This is a genomic window from Arthrobacter sp. D1-29 (assembly GCF_054130585.1).
The window spans coordinates 1,892,020-1,908,566 of record NZ_CP096383.1 but is presented as its reverse complement, the minus strand read 5'-3'; the positions used below and the strand labels follow the sequence as shown (position 1 = coordinate 1,908,566).

Here is a 16,547-nt window from a genome sequence, read left to right as displayed (position 1 = left end):
CGGCTTGGGTCCTGCGGCCGGAAACTCCCGGAATATCGCGGCGCGCCCTTCCTCCTCACCCAAAAATGTGCAGCCGGGTGGCAGAGTTTCGATTGATAGTAATGCCAGGGTGGAGGATTTGCATGCAGGATCTACGGCTTGTAGGCGTACACGACGACGGGGAGCATCTCCTGTTGAGCGGTGCCGGCGGCGAGATGTTCCAGCTGCCGATCGACGAAGCTCTCCGGGCGGCCAGCCGGTCATCGGCGAAGGCATCGGCCGCCACAGCTCCCATCGCCATGTCGCCGCGGGATATCCAGGCAAGGATCCGCAGCGGCGCCACCGCGGCGGACGTGGCGGAGCTCTCCGGGCTGCCCCTCGCCAAAGTTGAGCGCTACGAGGGACCTGTCCTGGCTGAACGCGAGTACGTGGCCCAGCAGGCGCGCAAGATTGAGGTGGCCTCACCCTCCCCGGGCCATGACGCGTACCGTTCAGTTTTCGGCGACAACCCTGCCTCACTGGGTGACATGGTGGCCCACCGGCTTTCGGCGCACGGCATTGACCCCTCCTCGGTGGAGTGGGACTCCTGGCGGCGGCCCGACGGCAGCTGGACAGTGGTTGCGCGTTTCGCGCTGAAAAATGACGGCACGCCCGGCATCGGCGAAGAACCCCCCGCTCTGTGGACGTTCAGCCCGGCCCGCAAGGCGCTGCAAAACGCCAACCGCTGGGCCCAACAGCTCAGCGAACTGGAGCCGCTGGACGGCCCCGTTCCGGCCCGCCGTCTGACGGCCGTTTCGGACCGGCCCTTCGACTTTGAAACCGATGCCGGCGCGGCAGCAGCCCGGAACGCGGCTGCCACGCACAGCGGTCCGCAGCCGGTCAAGGAATCCGACGGACTGTTGGACATGCTGCGCTCGCGCCGCGGCCAGCGCCTGGGGGTGGATGAGGACGCCGACGACGCCCTGGCCCTGCTCCTGACCCATGGGGTCCCGGCTGCGCATCCACGTCCTTCCGAATTGAGCCAGCAGCAAAAGGAACACCAGCCACAAAAGGACAAGGATCAGGAACTCAGGGATTCTGAACCTGCCGGAACACTTGGATCCTCCGGATCCGAGCATGAGGCACCGGCGGTGCAGGCCGATCCGCTCACGCGGAAGCGCGAGGGAAGGCCTTCCATGCTGTCCAGGTTGAGTCTGATCCCCCCGCACCGGGACAACGTGGAGGACTTACTGAGACTGCACGACGGCGTCAGTACGGACACGCGGGAAATCACCATTGTGGCGTCCCCGCTCCGCCCCGCCGGGCAGGCGTACACACCACCGGCCTCCACCAAGAATCCTGCATCCACGTCCGAAGATCCACCGCCGCCGGACACCGGGAACACCACACCAAGCGTGGGCCTTGACGAACTGCTGGGCGGCGGGAGCCCGCGGCGCATGCATCGCTCCACTACGCCCGACGACCCGCCGGCCAGGGCGCACCACGAGCAGGATGCAGAGATGCCGGAACGGCAGCCCGCCAAACCGAAACGCTCAAGCATTCCTTCCTGGGACGAGATCGTCTTCGGGACCAGGGGCGACTGACACCCTGACCGCGCATCCGCAGGTTTAGCCTTCCCCGCCGGACCCGCGCCACAGGCAGGCATCCGTCTCAAACGGGAGCAGTTGGTCCCGCTGGGCCATAATGCTGGCGCCGTGCGCCGTAACCCGCCGCATGTAGTGCCGCCGGCACAGGGTTTCATAGCCCACCGGCGGGACGTGGTCCTCAGCCTTGGACGCCGTGGGATCGACCGCCATATCCACATCTCCCACGACCACCTGGGCGCCCTCCACCACCATCACACCGTCCACCGTCCGGGCGTTCTGGGTGGCGCGCCGTCCGCACCAGCACAGGGCTTCCACCTGGAGAACCTGGACGCGGTCGGCGAGTTCAATGAGCCGCTGGGATCCGGGAAAGAGCCGGGTGCGGAAGTCCGCGCTGATTCCGAAAGCAAAAACGTCGACGTCGATCTCGTCCACCACCCTGGCCAGCTGCTCCACTTGGTCCGGCGAATAGAACTGTGCTTCGTCGCAAATCAGGAAATCCACCTTCTCTCCCCTGGTGCGGCGGCTGACCACTTCATCCCAGAAGTCGGTGCTGTCCAGGACCTCTACCGCGTCCGTTTCAAGGCCAAGCCTGCTGGAAATCCGGAACCCTCCGGCCCGGTCATTGCGGCTGAAGCGAACGCCGCCCCGCCCGCGCGCCCGGTGGTTATAGTCCATCTGCAGGGCCAGCGTCGACTTCCCGCAGTCCATGGTTCCGGAGAAAAACACCAGCTCAGCCACGGCGGGCCTTCTTGCCCTCCGCAGCGAAGCACAGCAGCGGCACTTCCCGTTCCGCCTTCGTCAACGAGCCGTGCTGGCCGATGACCTCCATGGCTGTGGGCCTCGAGCGGCGGGTGTCATAGAGGGCAAGGGCATCCCGTGCGGCGATCATGATGTCCCCGATCCGGGGCCCGACCGCGGGGCGAAGCGGCCCGAACAGCCCGGCGGCCAGCGCTTCCTCCCTCGTGAAGGCCCAGATCCTCTCGCCAAAGCGGCCACGCCAGGCGTCCAGCAGCCTGTCCCGGCCGGAAGCATCCATCCAGTCTTCAAGGTAGAGGTGGACCATGCGGGGCTCCCCCGCTGTGTGCCGGACCCCTTCGATCAGGGCAGGATCCGCGGCGTAGTCGATCCGTTGGCCCTCGGGAACGTCCAGCATGCCGTGGTCCGCGGTCACCAGCACGGTGGTGCCGGCAGGAAGCGAGCTGTTGAGCCTCTTGACCGTGGCGTCCAGTTCCTCCAGCTGGTGTTCCCACTGTTCGGACTGGCACCCATGCCGGTGCCCGGCCTTATCCAGCTCGTTGACATAGAAGTACATGAGCGCGGGCCCGGCAGCGGCCATCGCATCGGCGGCAGCTGCGGTGCGGGCGTGGGACGTGTTGGCGGAGATGAAGCGGCCACCCCGGAGCGCCGCCTGGGTCATGGGCGACGTGCTGAACTGCGGAAGGCTGACCGTTGTCACATCCACCCAGGCGGCCGCACGCTCAAACACGGTGGGAAACGGCTGCCATGCCAGCGGATCCACGCCCGCGTCCCAGTTGCCGAGCATGTTCACCACTTTGTCCTGGTCCGGGTCCAGCACATCGAACCCCACCAGGCCATGCTGGCCGGGTACCAGACCGGTCCCAAAGCTCGCCAGTGCCGCTGCCGTGGTGGAGGGGAACGTGGAGTCCAGCCACACCGGGACCTCGCCCTGCCCGGCCTGCATGACCGAGCGCAGGAACGGGGTGTGGGCCGACTTCTGCTTCAGGAGGTTGCGGCCCAGGCCGTCGGCCAGGACCACGCAGACCCGCGACGCCGGCGGAAGGCCGAGGGTGTTGCTGAAGCCTTCTACGCCCAGGCTGGCTGCAGCACTCGTCAGCACATCGGCGATGGAGCGCTGCCCGAAAGCGGGCGCCGGCGGTGTGTTCAAGGCCGGACGGTTCCGTTCAGAAGGTGCTGGGGGGACGGCAATTTTCCCGTGGTCCGGCATCTCAGCGCTGCTGGTGTCCGCGGCTGAGGCGGTTTCCAAACACGCCGGCCCGCGGCCGGGGCTGGAGTGTCTGCGGTGCATGCTGGACAGGAGCGGTGGAACCGGTATTCACAGCGCGCAGGGCCCTCGCGAAGAGCTTGGCGTCCTGGACTGCCTGCAGCCCATCGGCTTCGGCGCTGATCCGCAGGACAATGTCTTCCTGGGCTATGGTGCCGCTGTAGCCGTGGTCCGCCTCGCATTGCGGATCGCCGCAGCTGGCCGGGCCCATGTCGAGCCGCTGGCCGCCGGACCAGGCGATGGCCAAGGTCAGCTCGCGCACCGGATCGGAAGGCTTGTAGTCCTGCGGCTGGGAATACATGTAACTAAGCACCACGGAGCGGATCTGGGCAACCGGGACGGACTCGGTGGAAATCTGGGCCACGATTTGCTCGCCGGCCTCATCCAGCTGCTGGTCGTCCACATGCGTGATAACCAGCATGTCCGCGGTGAGCACCAGGACGGTGATGTGGCGGCGGACCTCTGCCCGGTCAAAGTGGGTCTCCAGGTGGACCAGGTGGGCAACGCAGTCGCGGCCGTCGAGGGCGTCATCCACAACGTCGGACACCAGGCGCGGGTAGAAACCTGCCTTCTGGAGCGCCCCTTCCAGGCTTTGGCCCTGGGCGCTGTGGCTGTGTGAGCTGGAGTGGTGGGCTGCCTGGTTATCATTGCCGGGCGTTTGAGGCGCCGACGTGGGAGGCTGTGAGCTCATTCCCCCATTTTCACAGATCGGCCCGGGAGTTGCTAACCGCGGTTACCCCAGCATGGCCCGGCGGGCGCTGTCCGTACGGTGCGCCGCGTTCCCGATTCGAATGTCCGCAGCAAGGATTGACGCGCCCTGCGGCCCGCACAGCACCGGATTGAACTCCACCAGCGCAATCTCCGGATGGTTGTCCTTCAGCCACGCCAGCCGTCCGGCCAGCTCCTCCAGGGCCGCAACATCCACTGCGGGCAAACCCTGGTAGCCAAAAAGCTTGCGGGCCGCCCGTGGGCCGCGAATGAAGTCCTTCACGTCGGCTGCGGACAGCGGCGGGACACGGTGCGCCCAGTCGTCAAGCAGGTTGACGGCATCACCGGCCAGCCCGAAGGAGATCACCGGCCCGAGCAGCGGGTCCTCGATGGCGCGGAAGGTGCAGGCCTGGCCTACCGGTGCCATCGACTGCACCTCCAGCCCGGGTGAACCGTATGCGGAGAGTGCACGGCGCATCTGCTGGATATTGAGCCGCAGGGACTCCTGGTCCTGAATGTCCAGGCGGACGCCGCCAAGGTCCAGGCGGTGGCGCAGTGCCGGTTCGGTGGTCTTCAGTGCCACCGGCCAGCCCAGCGTGTTGGCGGCTTCGACGGCCTGCTCCGGCGTGTCAAAGCCTGCGGACGGGAGAACCTCAATGCCGTAATGCCCCAGCAGTGTGGCCACCTCGTCCGGATCCAGCTTCTTGAGCTGCTCACCCTGGACGTCCCGCAGCAGGACCTCAAGCTGAAGCCGTGCGGCTTCGGGGTCGCAGCCGTCAGGTTCCACAAAGTGGCCCTGGTCCCGCGCCACCCATTCGGAGTACCTCACCACGGCGGCGAGCGCAGCCACGGCCGCGCCGGCATTTGAGAAGCAGGGCACAGCCTGAACGGGCGCCGTGGCGTCCCCAGGGCCGGCGCCGTCCCCGGGTCCGCCTCCTACCATGCCCTCGACATAGACAGAGGGGTCCAGTATGCCGGTGAAGGCGGCCACCACCGGCTTCCCCGCCCCTGCCGAACACTCTGCCAGGACCTCGGCGATATTTTCCACGGTGAGTCCTCTGGCGGGAAGCAGTGCGGCCACCACCGCGTGGACCTGTTCGGATGCCAGTGCTTCCTGCAGGCTCCGGCGGAGAGCCGGCAACGCAAGGGACATGCCGGCGTCGAGATCCACGTCCGTGATGATGCGCTCCACCGTGAGGCCCTGCGAGGAGGCGCTGTCCGCCACTACCTTGCCCAGGGCCAGGGAATTGCTGAAGACAGCAACTTCCGGCCCAGCGGGCAACGGCTGGCCTGACACGATCTGGGCCACGTCCATAAGCTGTTCGATCGTCTCCACCCGGATCACCCCCGCCTGCCGCATCATCGCGTCAAGCGCGCCCGCCGGCGCCTGGGTGGTGCGGACGGCGTGGCCGGGCGGCAGCCTCAGGCCCATGGTTTCGGACTTGGCCACAATCACCGGCTTGATGCGTGCCAGCCGCCGGGCGAGGCGGGAAAATTTGCGCGGGTTGCCGATCGACTCCAGGTAGAGCCCCACAGCGGCGGTGCCGGCGTCGTCCTCCCAGAACTGCATCATGTCGTTACCGGAGACGTCGGCCCTGTTGCCGGCCGAAAGGAAGGTGGAGATGCCCATCCTGCGCCGGCTTGATGCTGCGTAGAGCGAGACACCAATGGCCGCGGACTGGCTGAACAGTCCCAGCCCGCCACGCCGCGGGAGGGCGGGGGCCATCGACGCGTTCAGGGATACGTCCGGGTGGGTGTTGACGATTCCCAGCGAGGCCGGGCCGATGACCCGCATGCCATTGGCGCGGGCCTTCCGTACCAGCTCCCGCTGGCGGGCGAGGCCGCGTTCGCCGTCGTCGGCAAACCCCGCGGAGGCAACCACCATCCCCTTGACTCCCGCGGCGGCGCAGTCGTCCGCCACGGAGTCCACTTCTTCGTAGGGGACGGCGATGATGGCCAGCTGGACGGGGTCCGGAACGTCGGCGAGGCTGGCAAAGGACAGCATTCCGGCGAGCTCCAGGGCCTCCGGATTGATGGCGTAGACCGGCCCGGGAAAGCCGCCTTCAATAATGTGCTCCAGCAGCTGGTATCCCACCGTGCCCCATTTCCGGCTGGCGCCGATCACGGCCACCGACGACGGCGCCAGCAGGTCCCGCACGCTGCGCGCCTCCGCACGGTGCTCGCGGGACTCCATCACGGCACGGGATTTCTCCGTGGGGTCGATGTTGAACTCCAGGCTCACCACGCCGTCGTCGAAATGGCGCCGGACGTCATATCCGGCGTCGGAGAACACCATCAGCATCTTGCGGTTTTCCGGCAGCACCTCGGCGCTGAACCGGCGGATGCCGTTTTCGTGGGCGGCGGCGGCGAGGTGCTCCAGGAGGATCGATCCTATGCCGCGGCCCTGGTGTGCGTCGGCGATGTTGAAGGCGACCTCGGCTTCGGCAGGATCATCGAGCCTGTCGTAACGGCCGATGCCAATGATTTCGCCGCCGATGGTAATCACAAAGGCAACCCGGTCCTTGTAGTCCACTTCGGTGAATCGCCTGAGTTCCTTGCTGGACAGCCGTGCCTTGAACGCAAAGAACCGCATATAGATCGAGTTCTGGGACTGTCCGGTGTGAAAGGTCTGGACGGCCTCGGAATCGGTAGGATGGATGGGTCTCAAGTGGGCGGTTCCGCCGTCCCGCAGGACGACATCGGCTTCCCAATGTTCCGGATATATGCCGTCCCCGGGCTGATCCACCATAGGCTTAGCCTAGCCAAAAACTCCCGAAGTACGCCCTGAGTCCCCCCAGAAGGATTTACCAGCCCCATGGCCCGCCGCCAAAGTTCAGCCCCAGCAGTGGATTCCAACCAGGATTACACCGAGAACATCGTGGACATAGATGTCACGTCCGAGATGGAAGGCTCCTTCCTGGAGTACGCCTATTCGGTGATCTACTCCAGGGCCCTGCCCGACGCCCGCGACGGCCTCAAGCCGGTCCAGCGCCGGATTCTCTACATGATGAGCGAGATGGGCCTGCGCCCGGACCGCGGCCACGTCAAGAGCGCGCGTGTGGTGGGCGAGGTCATGGGCAAGCTTCACCCCCATGGCGACACGGCCATCTACGACGCCCTGGTGCGCATGGCCCAGGACTTTTCGCTGCGGCTGCCGCTCATCGACGGGCACGGCAACTTCGGATCGCTCGACGACGGACCGGCGGCTCCGCGGTACACCGAAGCCCGCCTCGCGGCAGCTGCGCTGACGCTGACGGACCACCTTGACGAAGACGTGGTGGACTTTGTCCCCAACTACGACAACCAGCTGACCCAGCCTGATGTGCTGCCGGCGGCCTTCCCCAACCTGCTGGTCAACGGAGCCACAGGAATCGCCGTGGGCATGGCCACCAACATGGCCCCGCACAACCTGGTGGAGGTCATCTCGGCCGCACGGCACCTCATCGCGCACCCGGACGCCACCCTCGATGACCTCATGAGATTTGTGCCCGGGCCTGATCTTCCTACCGGCGGACGGATTGTGGGCCTGGACGGCATCCGCGATGCCTACGCCACCGGACGCGGTTCCTTCAAGACCCGCGCCAAGGTGGAAATCGAGCAGCTCTCGGCCCGCCGCACCGGCCTGGTGGTCACCGAGCTTCCGTACATGGTGGGGCCGGAGAAGGTGATCGAGAAGATCAAGGACGCCGTCAACGGCAAGAAGCTGACGGGGATCAGTGACATCGTTGACCTGACGGACCGCAAGCACGGCCTTCGGCTGGTCATTGAGCTGAAGAACGGCTTCAACCCGAACGCGGTGCTGCAGCAGCTGTACCGCTACTCGCCCATGGAAGACTCCTTCGGCATCAACAACGTCACGCTTGTGGACGGCCAGCCGCAGACCCTGGGACTCGTGGAGCTGCTTTCCGTTTACGTCGGCCACCGGATCAACGTGGTGCGGCGCCGCACCGCGTTCCGGCTGGGAAAGAAGCAGGACCGCCTGCACCTGGTGGAGGGCCTCCTCATCGCCATCGTGGACATCGACGAGGTCATCCAGATCATCCGTTCCTCGGATGAGGCCGCGGCAGCCCGGGTCCGGCTGATGTCCATTTACGACCTGTCCGAGATCCAGGCCAACTACATCCTTGAGCTGCGGCTCCGCCAGCTGACCAAGTATTCCCGGCTGGAGCTGGAGAAGGAACAGGACGAGCTGCGACGGGAGATCGCGGAACTCGAGGCCATCCTGGCGTCCGAGGAACGGCTCCGCGACCTGGTGTCCGGGGAGCTGGGCGAGATCGCCGAAAAGTACGGGACACCCCGGCGGACGGTCCTGCTGGAATCGGAGGCGGTCTCCCCCACGGTCGCCGCTGCCCTGGCCGCAACCAATGGCAAGGGAAAGCCTGCGCCCCTTGCCTTGGAGATCGCCGATGACCCCTGCTGGGCCATCCTCACCGCCTCCGGCCAGATCGCCCGCACCTCCAACCAGGACCCCCTCGCCGAATCGGGTCCGCGGTCCAAGCATGACGTGTTCCGCTCTGTGCTCAAGACGTCCGCCCGGGGCGAGATTGCCGCGGTCACGTCCCAGGGCCGGATGCTTCGCCTGCAGGTGATGGACATGCCGATGCTGCCTCCGATGTCAGGGCTGCCCAACCTTGCCGGCGGTGTGCAGGCCAAGGACTTCATTACGCTCCTGAAAGGCGAATCGCTGGTGGCGTTCGCGCCGCTGGACGAGGTCCTGGCCATCGGCACAGCCCAAGGCGTGGTCAAACGCGTGCAGCCTGACTATCCGCTGAACCGCGAGGACTGGGAGGTCATCGCGCTCAAGGACAAGGACTCGGTGGTGGGAGTGGCCGCGGCAGGATCGGAGGACACCGAGCTGGTGTTCCTGACCCGTCAGGCGCAGCTGCTCAGGTTCGGGGCCGGAAACGTCCGGCCCCAGGGCCGGACCGCCGGCGGGATGGCCGGGATCAAACTGGCCGCCGATGACGAGGTGGTGTTCTTCAATGCTGTGGCGCCGGACGACGGCGACGCTGTGGTGGTCACCATCGCGGGCACGAACGGCGCCCTCCCGGGGACCGCCCCGGGCACGGCGAAAGTCACCGCCTTCGCGGAATACCCGGCAAAGGGCCGTGCCACGGCCGGCGTCCGGGCCCACAGGTTCCTCAAGGGCGAGGACACGCTGCTGCTCGCCTGGGCAGGGCACGGGCCGGCCAAGGCCTCCTCCCTCGCAGGCGTAGCCAGGTCACTGCCGCAGGAGCACGGCCGTCGAGACGGGTCCGGCATTCCGCTGTCCCAGCCTGTTGATGTGATCGGCCCTGCCATGGCGTGGCCCGATCCTGATCCGGCCTAGACTGCTGCCATGCCTATCATTCCTGATGAAAAAGACTGGACCTGGGTCCTTTCACGGCCCTGCCCCGAGTGCTCCTTTGATGCCTCCACGGTCACCCCGTCAACGGTTCCGGGCACTGTGCGCAACATGCTGCCCCGCTGGCGGTCGGTCCTTCGCCGGCCGGACGTGGGCGAGCGGCCGGATGAAAGTACCTGGTCCGCCCTGGAATACGCCTGCCATGTCCGCGATGTGTTCAGCCTTTTTGATCAGCGCCTTAACCTGATGCTCGACGGCGACGACGCCCGGTTCGAGAACTGGGACCAGGACAGGACCGCCGTGGACAAGGACTACGCCAGCGCCGATCCCGCAGTGGTCAGTGCGGAGCTGACGGCAGAAGGTGAGCAGGTCGCTGAATCCTTTGCCGGGGTCCGCCAGTCGGAGTGGGGCCGGAAGGGACTGCGGAGCAACGGTTCGGAGTTCACCGTCCTGACCTTGGCGCAGTACTTCCTGCACGACGTCGTCCACCACCTCCACGACGTGGATGGGTAAGCGTGTGATGGCTGAGGCGTGGACGGCTGAGCTGTAAACGGTTGAGACGCCGACGGCTGAGGTGGGACGGGTAAGCACGAAAGAACAGCTGAGCCGGAACGTTTCCTAGGGGGCGGCTGCCAGAATGGCGCCGGCCCGGAAGGATGCAGGGGCCAGGTCCAGCAAGGCGTCCTCCGGATGGATGTCCGCCGGGTTGTGGGTGACCAGGACAACTGTGCGGTCTTTCAACCCGGCCCTCAGGTCCGCCAGCATGGCGCGCCCTGCCTCGGCGTCCAGGTGGGCCGTGGGTTCATCCAGCAGGATCACCTCCGCCCCCGTCATGAGCGTCCGGGCGACGGCCAGCCGCTGGCGTTCACCACCGCTGAAGAAGGAACCTCCGGGACCAATCCGGGTGTCCAGCCCGGCGGGTAGCCGGGACACCAGGCCGCTGAGTCCAACCGCTGAAAGGGCCGCCGCCATTGCGGCGTCGTCCGCGCCGCTGTCCGCGGCGCCCTCCGCAGGCTTACCGGTGGCTGGCCGTCCCAGCAGCAGGTTCCCCCGCAGCGTGGAGTCAAACAAGTGTGCTTCCTGTGGACACCAGGCGGCCCTCCCCGTAACCCGGACACGTCCGCGGGCGGCCGGAAGGAAACCCAGCAGGACCGACAGCAGGGTCGACTTGCCGGCACCTGACGGGCCTGTCAGGGTCAACCAGCGGCCAGGTGCGGCGGTGACTGACACCCCGGAGAACACGGGGCTCCCTCCCGGCCAGGCCGCCTCAACGTCCTCAAGCTCAATCCCTGCGTCCCCGCCGGCGCGCTCCAGGACAGTCGCCCGGCCGTCATCTTCAGCGTTTTTCAGGACACCGTCTTTCAGGACACCTTCTCTCAGGGCCCTGTCTTTCGGGACACCGCTGCCGCTGTCCTCCGGCGCGCTCTCCAGCGACCCTGACTGGCCTATCCGGCGCAGGACCGTCCTGAGGGCAGGGAACTGGCGCACCGCCGTCGTGACAGCTGCGTAGGGCTCCACCAGCGCGAGCTGCAGCAGGACCAGGACAGCAGCGGTGGCGGGAGGCAGGGTCCCCGCCAGTACCTGCGGTGCTGCCAGGACAGCGCTGGCAAGGGCGGCAATGCCACAGGCCGCCACGGTTATGGCCTGGCCAATTCCTTCCGCCCAGGCCGACCGCTGGGACGCCCGTGTGGCCGCACGGTCCTGGGCAGCAAGTTCGGCAAGCACCGCCGCAGCTGCTCCATTCACCTGAAGCTCTGCCCTGGCATCCAGGGCTGCCGCAGTACGGCGGAGCACACCGCGGCGCAGGCTCTGTTCGGCGCTGGCGGATTTCCGGTCCCCCCACAGCGCGGCGGCCGGGGCCACCAGGATGCTTGCGCCCGTCGCGGCTGCCGCGGCCCAAAAGGCTGCCGGGACCAGGAGTCCGGCGGCCACCAGGCTGCCCACACCCACAGCGAGCGCCGTCAGCGGAGGAAGCACCACGCGCGGGAGGAGGTCGCGGACATTATCGACGTCGTCAATCACTGTGCTGAGGACGTTGCCGCCCTGCAGCAGGCGTCGGAGCGAGAGCGCCTTCCGGCTCAGGGATTCCCACAGCCGGCCGCGGAGCCTGGTCAGGGCGGCGAACACGGCTTCGTGGAGCAGGAGCCGTTCGCAGTAGCGGAGGACAGCGCGCCCGATCCCGAAGAACCGCACGCCGACGATGGCTGTCAGGAGATACAGGATGGGCGGCTGCTCACTTGCCCTGATGATGAGCCACCCGGACAGTCCGGAGAGCGCCACAGCGAAGATCGCGGCGAGTGTCCCCACCGCTGCAGCGCCGGAAAACAGTCCGGCCACAGGCTGCAGCAGCCCCATCAGAAGCCGGGTTGAGGAGGACTGCCGCTGCCGGGGCAACGGATCTGTCCTTTCTGGCAGAGCCGGCAGGCCTGCTGGAGGACTAATCGGAGGACTGGCCGCGGGACCGGCCGGAGAAGGCGCCAGTGGAGCTCCCGCGTCGCCGCCCTGTGCAACAGTGTTTGCGAAGGCCGGCGGTGCGGATTCCGTTGCGCCATTGGCGGAGACCGGAACCAGGTGGTCGGCCAGCTCCCGCGTCTGCCGGTCGTGGGCCACCAAGATGACAGTGACGCGTCCGCGAAGGCTGAGGATCGCCTCCTGTACACGCGCTGCCGACACCCTGTCCAGGTGGGCCGTGGGTTCGTCGAGCAGGAGAACGGATGCGCCGGCGCGGAGGCGGGCCAGGCCGCGCGCCAGTGCCACCCGCCGCAGCTCGCCGGGACTCAGTTCGGCGGGATGTTTTCCGGCGAGATGGCCTGCCGCCGCCGCGGCCAGGCATTCCAACGCCGCAGCCTCCGCCGTGGCGCCGGCATGGTCCGCCTCACCCAGGGTGAGGTACAGCAGAACCTCATCCCGGACGGTCTCCGCCACCATTACCGGATGCTGCGGAACCCAGGCAATGCTGTCCCGGTCGAGGTTGGTGATGCTGCCGGTGACCCGGGTGCCGGCACCGTCGCCGACCGTCCCTGCCAGTACACCGAGGATGGTGCTCTTGCCCGTCCCGCTGGGACCGTCCAGGGCAGTAATCCGGCCTTGGGGGACAGTGAAGCTCACGGGCCCGACGGCGGGAACGGACCGTCCCTCATAGGTGACGGTGAGATTGGTGACGGTGAGATCGGAGTCAGAGCCGCCATCAGGCGCACCAGCGGGCAGCGGCTGCGGCTCCGGCGCCCCGGTGACCGCCCTCGTCTCCGCGAGCGCCGCACGGCCGTCGTCGCTGGCGTGGTGGGCCATGCCCAGTTCGCGCAGCGGTAGGTAGCAGTCCGGGGCCAGGATCAGGGCCAGGAGCCCGGCCTCGAGGGCCATGTCCCCGTGGACCAGGCGCACGCCGATGAAAACGGCCACCACTGCAACGGAGATGGTGGCTATCAGTTCCAGTGCCAGTGCCGACAGGAAGGCTGTCCGCAGCGTTCCCATGGTCCTGGCACGGTATTCCTCCGAGATCTCCTCCAGGGCCTTGCGCTGGGCGGTGGCCCGGCCGAGGCCCACGAGAACCGGCAGTCCCTTGGCGAGCTCGAGCATGTGCGCGGACAGCCGGGCAAGGGCGGCCTGGGCCTCCCTGACGTTGTCCTCGGTGTACCGGCCGATCAGCACCATGAAGACGGGGACCAGGGGAACCGTGAGGACAATGACCACGGCACTGACCCAATCCGCGAACAGGATCCGGGCGCCGAGAAGCAGCGGAATGGCAGCGCAGTTCACCAGCGCAGGCAGGAACTGGGTGTAGTAGCTGTCCAGGGCGTCCAGCCCGCGGGTCGCCAGGACGGCGAGTCCGCCGTCGGCCGGGCCTGTGCTCCGCGCACCGTTGCGGAGGGCACGCTGCAGCAGCGCCGAGCGCAGTTCCTCCTTGATGCCCAGGGCGGCGCGGCGGGCAGCGATGCCCTGCGCCCATACCGTGCCGGACCTCAGGACAACCCCGGCCAGCCCCCAGGGGAGCTGGTCCTGCCAGTCAGCATCTGCGGTTGCCAGCCCTGCCAGCATGGCGGCCACCGCCTGGCCCATCAGGACCAGGGACAGCGCCTTCAGGGCGGCAAGCAGGCCCAGCCAGTAGAGGGCGGAGCGGGTGGCCGGTCCGGCCGGGAAGTCCGGGCGCATGTCAGCCCTTCGTGGTGAAGGCCTTGGCCGCAATGGCCGGCACGAAGCTGTGCGCCTCCGGGATGTGCTGGGCACTGACGCGCCGCCGGAAGACCCAGTAGGTCCAGGCCTGGTACGCAATGACCAAGGGCAGGCCGACGGCGGCCACAACGCTCATCAGCCCGAGCGTGTAGTCCGAGGACGACGCGTTGGAGATGGTCAGGTCAAACGCAGGGTTGAGGGTGGACGGCAGGACCACCGGGAAAACCGCGGCGAAGATGGACGCGCTGCCCAGCACCAGGAAGGCTCCAAGCGCTGCAAAAGCCCTGCCTTCACTCCCCTTGCGGGCCATCATCCAGGCAGCGGCGGCTGCCGCTACCGCAAGGAGGACCGCGGCCCAGGTCCACGGCTTCCCGTCCAGGACCTGGATGCTGACGGCCCAGCCCGCCAGCGGGAGCAGCAGCAGCGGAAGCATCCGGATGAACCAGCGGCGCGCGCGGTGCCGCACGTCGCCGTCGGTCTTCAGTGCCAGGAACGCGAGGGCGTGCAGCAGGGAGAAGCACACCACGGCCAGGCCGCCGAGCACGGCGTACCAGCTGAACCAGGCGAACGGGCCGCCCTCGCGGTCACCGTTGGCGTTGAGCGGAAGTCCGGTGGTGGTGAGCGCCAGCGCGGCGCCGACGCCGAAGGCTGCCAGGAATGAACCCAGGGCGATGGCCCAGTCCCAGCGGGCGCGCCAGCTGTCGTTGTCCACCTTCCCCCGGTACTCGAAGGCCACAGCACGGAAGATGAGTGCCACCAGCACCACCAGCAGCGGAAGGTACAGGGCGGAGAAGAGCGAGGCATACCAGAGCGGGAAGGCGGCAAAGGTTGCGGCGCCTGCCGTGATCAGCCAGACTTCGTTGCCGTCCCAGACAGGCCCGATGGTGTTCAGCAGCACCCGGCGCTCGGTGTTGTTGCGGGCGAACAGCTTTATCAGCATTCCCACGCCAAGGTCAAAGCCTTCAAGGAAAAGGTATCCGGTCCACAGCACCGCAATGATGATGAACCAGAGAGTGGGCAGCAGTTCCATTGTCGAGTTTCCTCAGCTCTTCTTAGTAGGCGAACGCCAGGACGTCGTCGGTGTTCTTTCCGTTGCCGGGACCGTCCGGCCCGGGGGTGGCGTCCTCGTTTTCGTCCACCGGCGCATGGGCGAGTTCCGGCATCGCCGAGACCACCCCGCCCCTGACGTACCTGACCAGCAGCTTCACTTCCACCACCAGCAGGGCGGCGTAGATGGCTGTGAGCACCACCAGGGAGGTGAGGAGTTCCCCGGCCGACACGCCTGGTGACACGGCGGCGGCAGTGAACATAAACACCTGGTCGATGCCGTTCAGGTCCGGGTTGGGTGCCACCACAAACGGTTGCCGGCCCATTTCGGTAAAGATCCAGCCGGCCGCGTTGGCGCCGAACGGCGCCAGGATGCCGAACACGGCCAGCCGCATGAGCCAGCGCGATTCCGGAACCGTGCCTCTGCGCGTCACCCACAGCGCAATCAGCGCAGCCAGGGCCGCGATTCCGCCGAATCCGATCATCATCCGGAAGCCCCAGTAGGTGACCTCCATGACCGGAACGTATTCGATTTCCTGGCCCGCGCGGTCGCCGTAGATCGGGTTGTCCGGCAGGTTGGTTCCGTAATCCGCCTTGTACTGGTCCAGGAGGCTGTTGACGCCCTTGACCTCCGTGGTGAAGTCGCCCTTGGCCAGGAAGGACAGGATTCCGGGAACCTCGATCACGGCCACGATGTCATCGCAGTTCTTCGATCCGACGTTGCCCACGCTGAGGACGGAGAAGCCGGTGCCGTCGTGGCAGGCGGCCTCCGCGGCAGCCATCTTCATGGGCTGCTGTTCAAACATCAGTTTTCCCTGCAGGTCGCCGGTGATGGCGGTCCCGGCAAAGGAGATCATGGCGACGACGGCGCCGATGCGCAGCGAGCGGATCCAGACGTTGTGGTCGGCGCGGTCACGGCCGGGGATGTCCGCTGCTTCACCGGGGATGACCTTGCCGTCGGCACCGATGATGTCAACGCCGTCGCGCCGCCTTCGCCACAGGTGGTACCAGGCGATGCCCAGCAGGAAGCCGCCGGCCACGGCCAGGGCACCAAACAGTGTGTGCGGTACGGCAACGAGGGCGGTGTTGTTGGTGAAGACCGCCCACGCGTCGGTCATGACCGGCCGGCCGTTGACCATCTCCACGCCAACGGGGTGCTGCATCCAGCTGTTCGCCACAATGATGAAGTAGGCGGAGAAGGCCGAACCCACCACGGCGATCCACAGGCAGGCCAGGTGGATGCCGGGCTTCAGCTGCTTCCAGCCGAAGATCCACAGCCCCAGGAACGTGGACTCCACGAAGAACGCCAGCAGTGCCTCCAGTGCCAGCGGCGCCCCAAACACGTCGCCAACAAACCGGCTGTACTCACTCCACGCCATGCCGAACTGGAATTCCTGGACGATCCCGGTGGCCACACCCATGATGAAGTTGATGAGGAACAGCTTTCCCCAGAACTTGGTCATCCGCAGGTATTCGGGCTTACCCGTGCGGTGCCAGGCCGTTTGGATGACTGCCACCACCAGGCCAAGCCCGATGGTGAGCGGCACCATCATGAAGTGGTAAACGGTGGTGATGCCGAATTGCCAGCGTGCGATTTCCAAGGCGTCCAAGGCAGTCCCTACTGTTGGCGGGGCGAACTTTTCTACGATCCGTAGAACTTTGACTTCTACCGAGTGTAGAACACTGCGAC

The 16,547-nt window shown here is 66.9% G+C and carries 10 protein-coding genes; 3 read left to right on the top strand and 7 right to left on the bottom strand.

From position 1 onward, the window contains the following. The first annotated feature begins 122 nt into the window (after window positions 1–122). The gene (sepH, locus tag M1E17_RS08830; RefSeq protein WP_457966786.1) at window positions 123–1,562 is read left to right on the top strand and encodes a septation protein SepH; all 1,440 of its coding nucleotides are present in this window, start codon (window positions 123–125) and stop codon (window positions 1,560–1,562) included. Window positions 1,563–1,586: 24 nt separating this feature from the next. Here the strand turns inward: sepH and M1E17_RS08825 are convergent, their stop codons facing one another. The 4 genes from M1E17_RS08825 to M1E17_RS08810 are packed head-to-tail and all read right to left on the bottom strand — an operon-like array spanning window position 1,587 to window position 7,045. Then, window positions 1,587–2,303, bottom strand: coding sequence for a thymidine kinase (locus M1E17_RS08825; protein ID WP_457966785.1), 717 nt, complete (start codon window positions 2,301–2,303; stop codon window positions 1,587–1,589). Then, window positions 2,296–3,531 carry an alkaline phosphatase family protein gene (locus tag M1E17_RS08820; RefSeq protein ID WP_457967655.1) on the bottom strand — a complete coding sequence of 412 codons (1,236 nt, stop codon included), beginning with the start codon at window positions 3,529–3,531 and terminating at the stop codon, window positions 2,296–2,298. Before M1E17_RS08820 ends, M1E17_RS08825 begins: the two co-directional genes overlap by 8 nt. A 1-nt stretch (window position 3,532) precedes the next feature. Then, window positions 3,533–4,279 (bottom strand): DUF5998 family protein, encoded by a 747-nt coding sequence (locus M1E17_RS08815; protein ID WP_457966784.1) that lies wholly within the window; start codon window positions 4,277–4,279, stop codon window positions 3,533–3,535. A 42-nt stretch (window positions 4,280–4,321) separates the two neighbouring features. Continuing rightward, window positions 4,322–7,045, bottom strand: coding sequence for a bifunctional acetate--CoA ligase family protein/GNAT family N-acetyltransferase (locus tag M1E17_RS08810; RefSeq protein ID WP_457966783.1), 2,724 nt, complete (start codon window positions 7,043–7,045; stop codon window positions 4,322–4,324). A gap of 66 nt (window positions 7,046–7,111) precedes the next feature. On the opposite strand from M1E17_RS08810, the gene M1E17_RS08805 reads away from it, so the two are divergent. After that, a complete protein-coding gene (locus M1E17_RS08805) occupies window positions 7,112–9,625 on the top strand; it encodes a DNA gyrase/topoisomerase IV subunit A (protein WP_457966782.1) in 2,514 nt (837 codons plus the stop codon). Window positions 9,626–9,634: 9 nt separating this feature from the next. After that, on the top strand, window positions 9,635–10,153 hold the full coding sequence (locus M1E17_RS08800; RefSeq protein WP_457966781.1) for a DinB family protein: 519 nt from the start codon (window positions 9,635–9,637) through the stop codon (window positions 10,151–10,153). Between the two features lie 105 nt (window positions 10,154–10,258). Here the strand turns inward: M1E17_RS08800 and cydD are convergent, their stop codons facing one another. From cydD to M1E17_RS08785, 3 genes are read right to left on the bottom strand one after another with little or no spacing between them, the layout of a single operon-like run. Further along, window positions 10,259–13,789: a thiol reductant ABC exporter subunit CydD gene (gene cydD, locus M1E17_RS08795; protein WP_457966780.1), complete on the bottom strand. Its 3,531-nt coding sequence runs from the start codon at window positions 13,787–13,789 to the stop codon at window positions 10,259–10,261. 1 nt (window position 13,790) lies between these two features. Further along, window positions 13,791–14,840: a cytochrome d ubiquinol oxidase subunit II gene (gene cydB / locus M1E17_RS08790; protein ID WP_457966779.1), complete on the bottom strand. Its 1,050-nt coding sequence runs from the start codon at window positions 14,838–14,840 to the stop codon at window positions 13,791–13,793. 22 nt (window positions 14,841–14,862) lie between these two features. Continuing rightward, window positions 14,863–16,467 carry a cytochrome ubiquinol oxidase subunit I gene (locus tag M1E17_RS08785; RefSeq protein ID WP_457966778.1) on the bottom strand — a complete coding sequence of 535 codons (1,605 nt, stop codon included), beginning with the start codon at window positions 16,465–16,467 and terminating at the stop codon, window positions 14,863–14,865. Window positions 16,468–16,547: the final 80 nt, after the last annotated feature.

Excerpts from the sequence above, each read along its gene's own strand:
- cydB (WP_457966779.1), bottom strand. The coding sequence starts at position 14,840 with ATGGAACTGCTGCCCACTCTCTGGTTCATCATCATTGCGGTGCTGTGG.
- cydD (WP_457966780.1), bottom strand. The coding sequence starts at position 13,789 with ATGCGCCCGGACTTCCCGGCCGGACCGGCCACCCGCTCCGCCCTCTAC.
- sepH (WP_457966786.1), top strand. The coding sequence starts at position 123 with ATGCAGGATCTACGGCTTGTAGGCGTACACGACGACGGGGAGCATCTC.
- M1E17_RS08820 (WP_457967655.1), bottom strand. The coding sequence starts at position 3,531 with ATGCCGGACCACGGGAAAATTGCCGTCCCCCCAGCACCTTCTGAACGG.
- M1E17_RS08805 (WP_457966782.1), top strand. The coding sequence starts at position 7,112 with ATGGCCCGCCGCCAAAGTTCAGCCCCAGCAGTGGATTCCAACCAGGAT.
- M1E17_RS08800 (WP_457966781.1), top strand. The coding sequence starts at position 9,635 with ATGCCTATCATTCCTGATGAAAAAGACTGGACCTGGGTCCTTTCACGG.
- M1E17_RS08815 (WP_457966784.1), bottom strand. The coding sequence starts at position 4,279 with ATGAGCTCACAGCCTCCCACGTCGGCGCCTCAAACGCCCGGCAATGAT.
- M1E17_RS08810 (WP_457966783.1), bottom strand. The coding sequence starts at position 7,045 with ATGGTGGATCAGCCCGGGGACGGCATATATCCGGAACATTGGGAAGCC.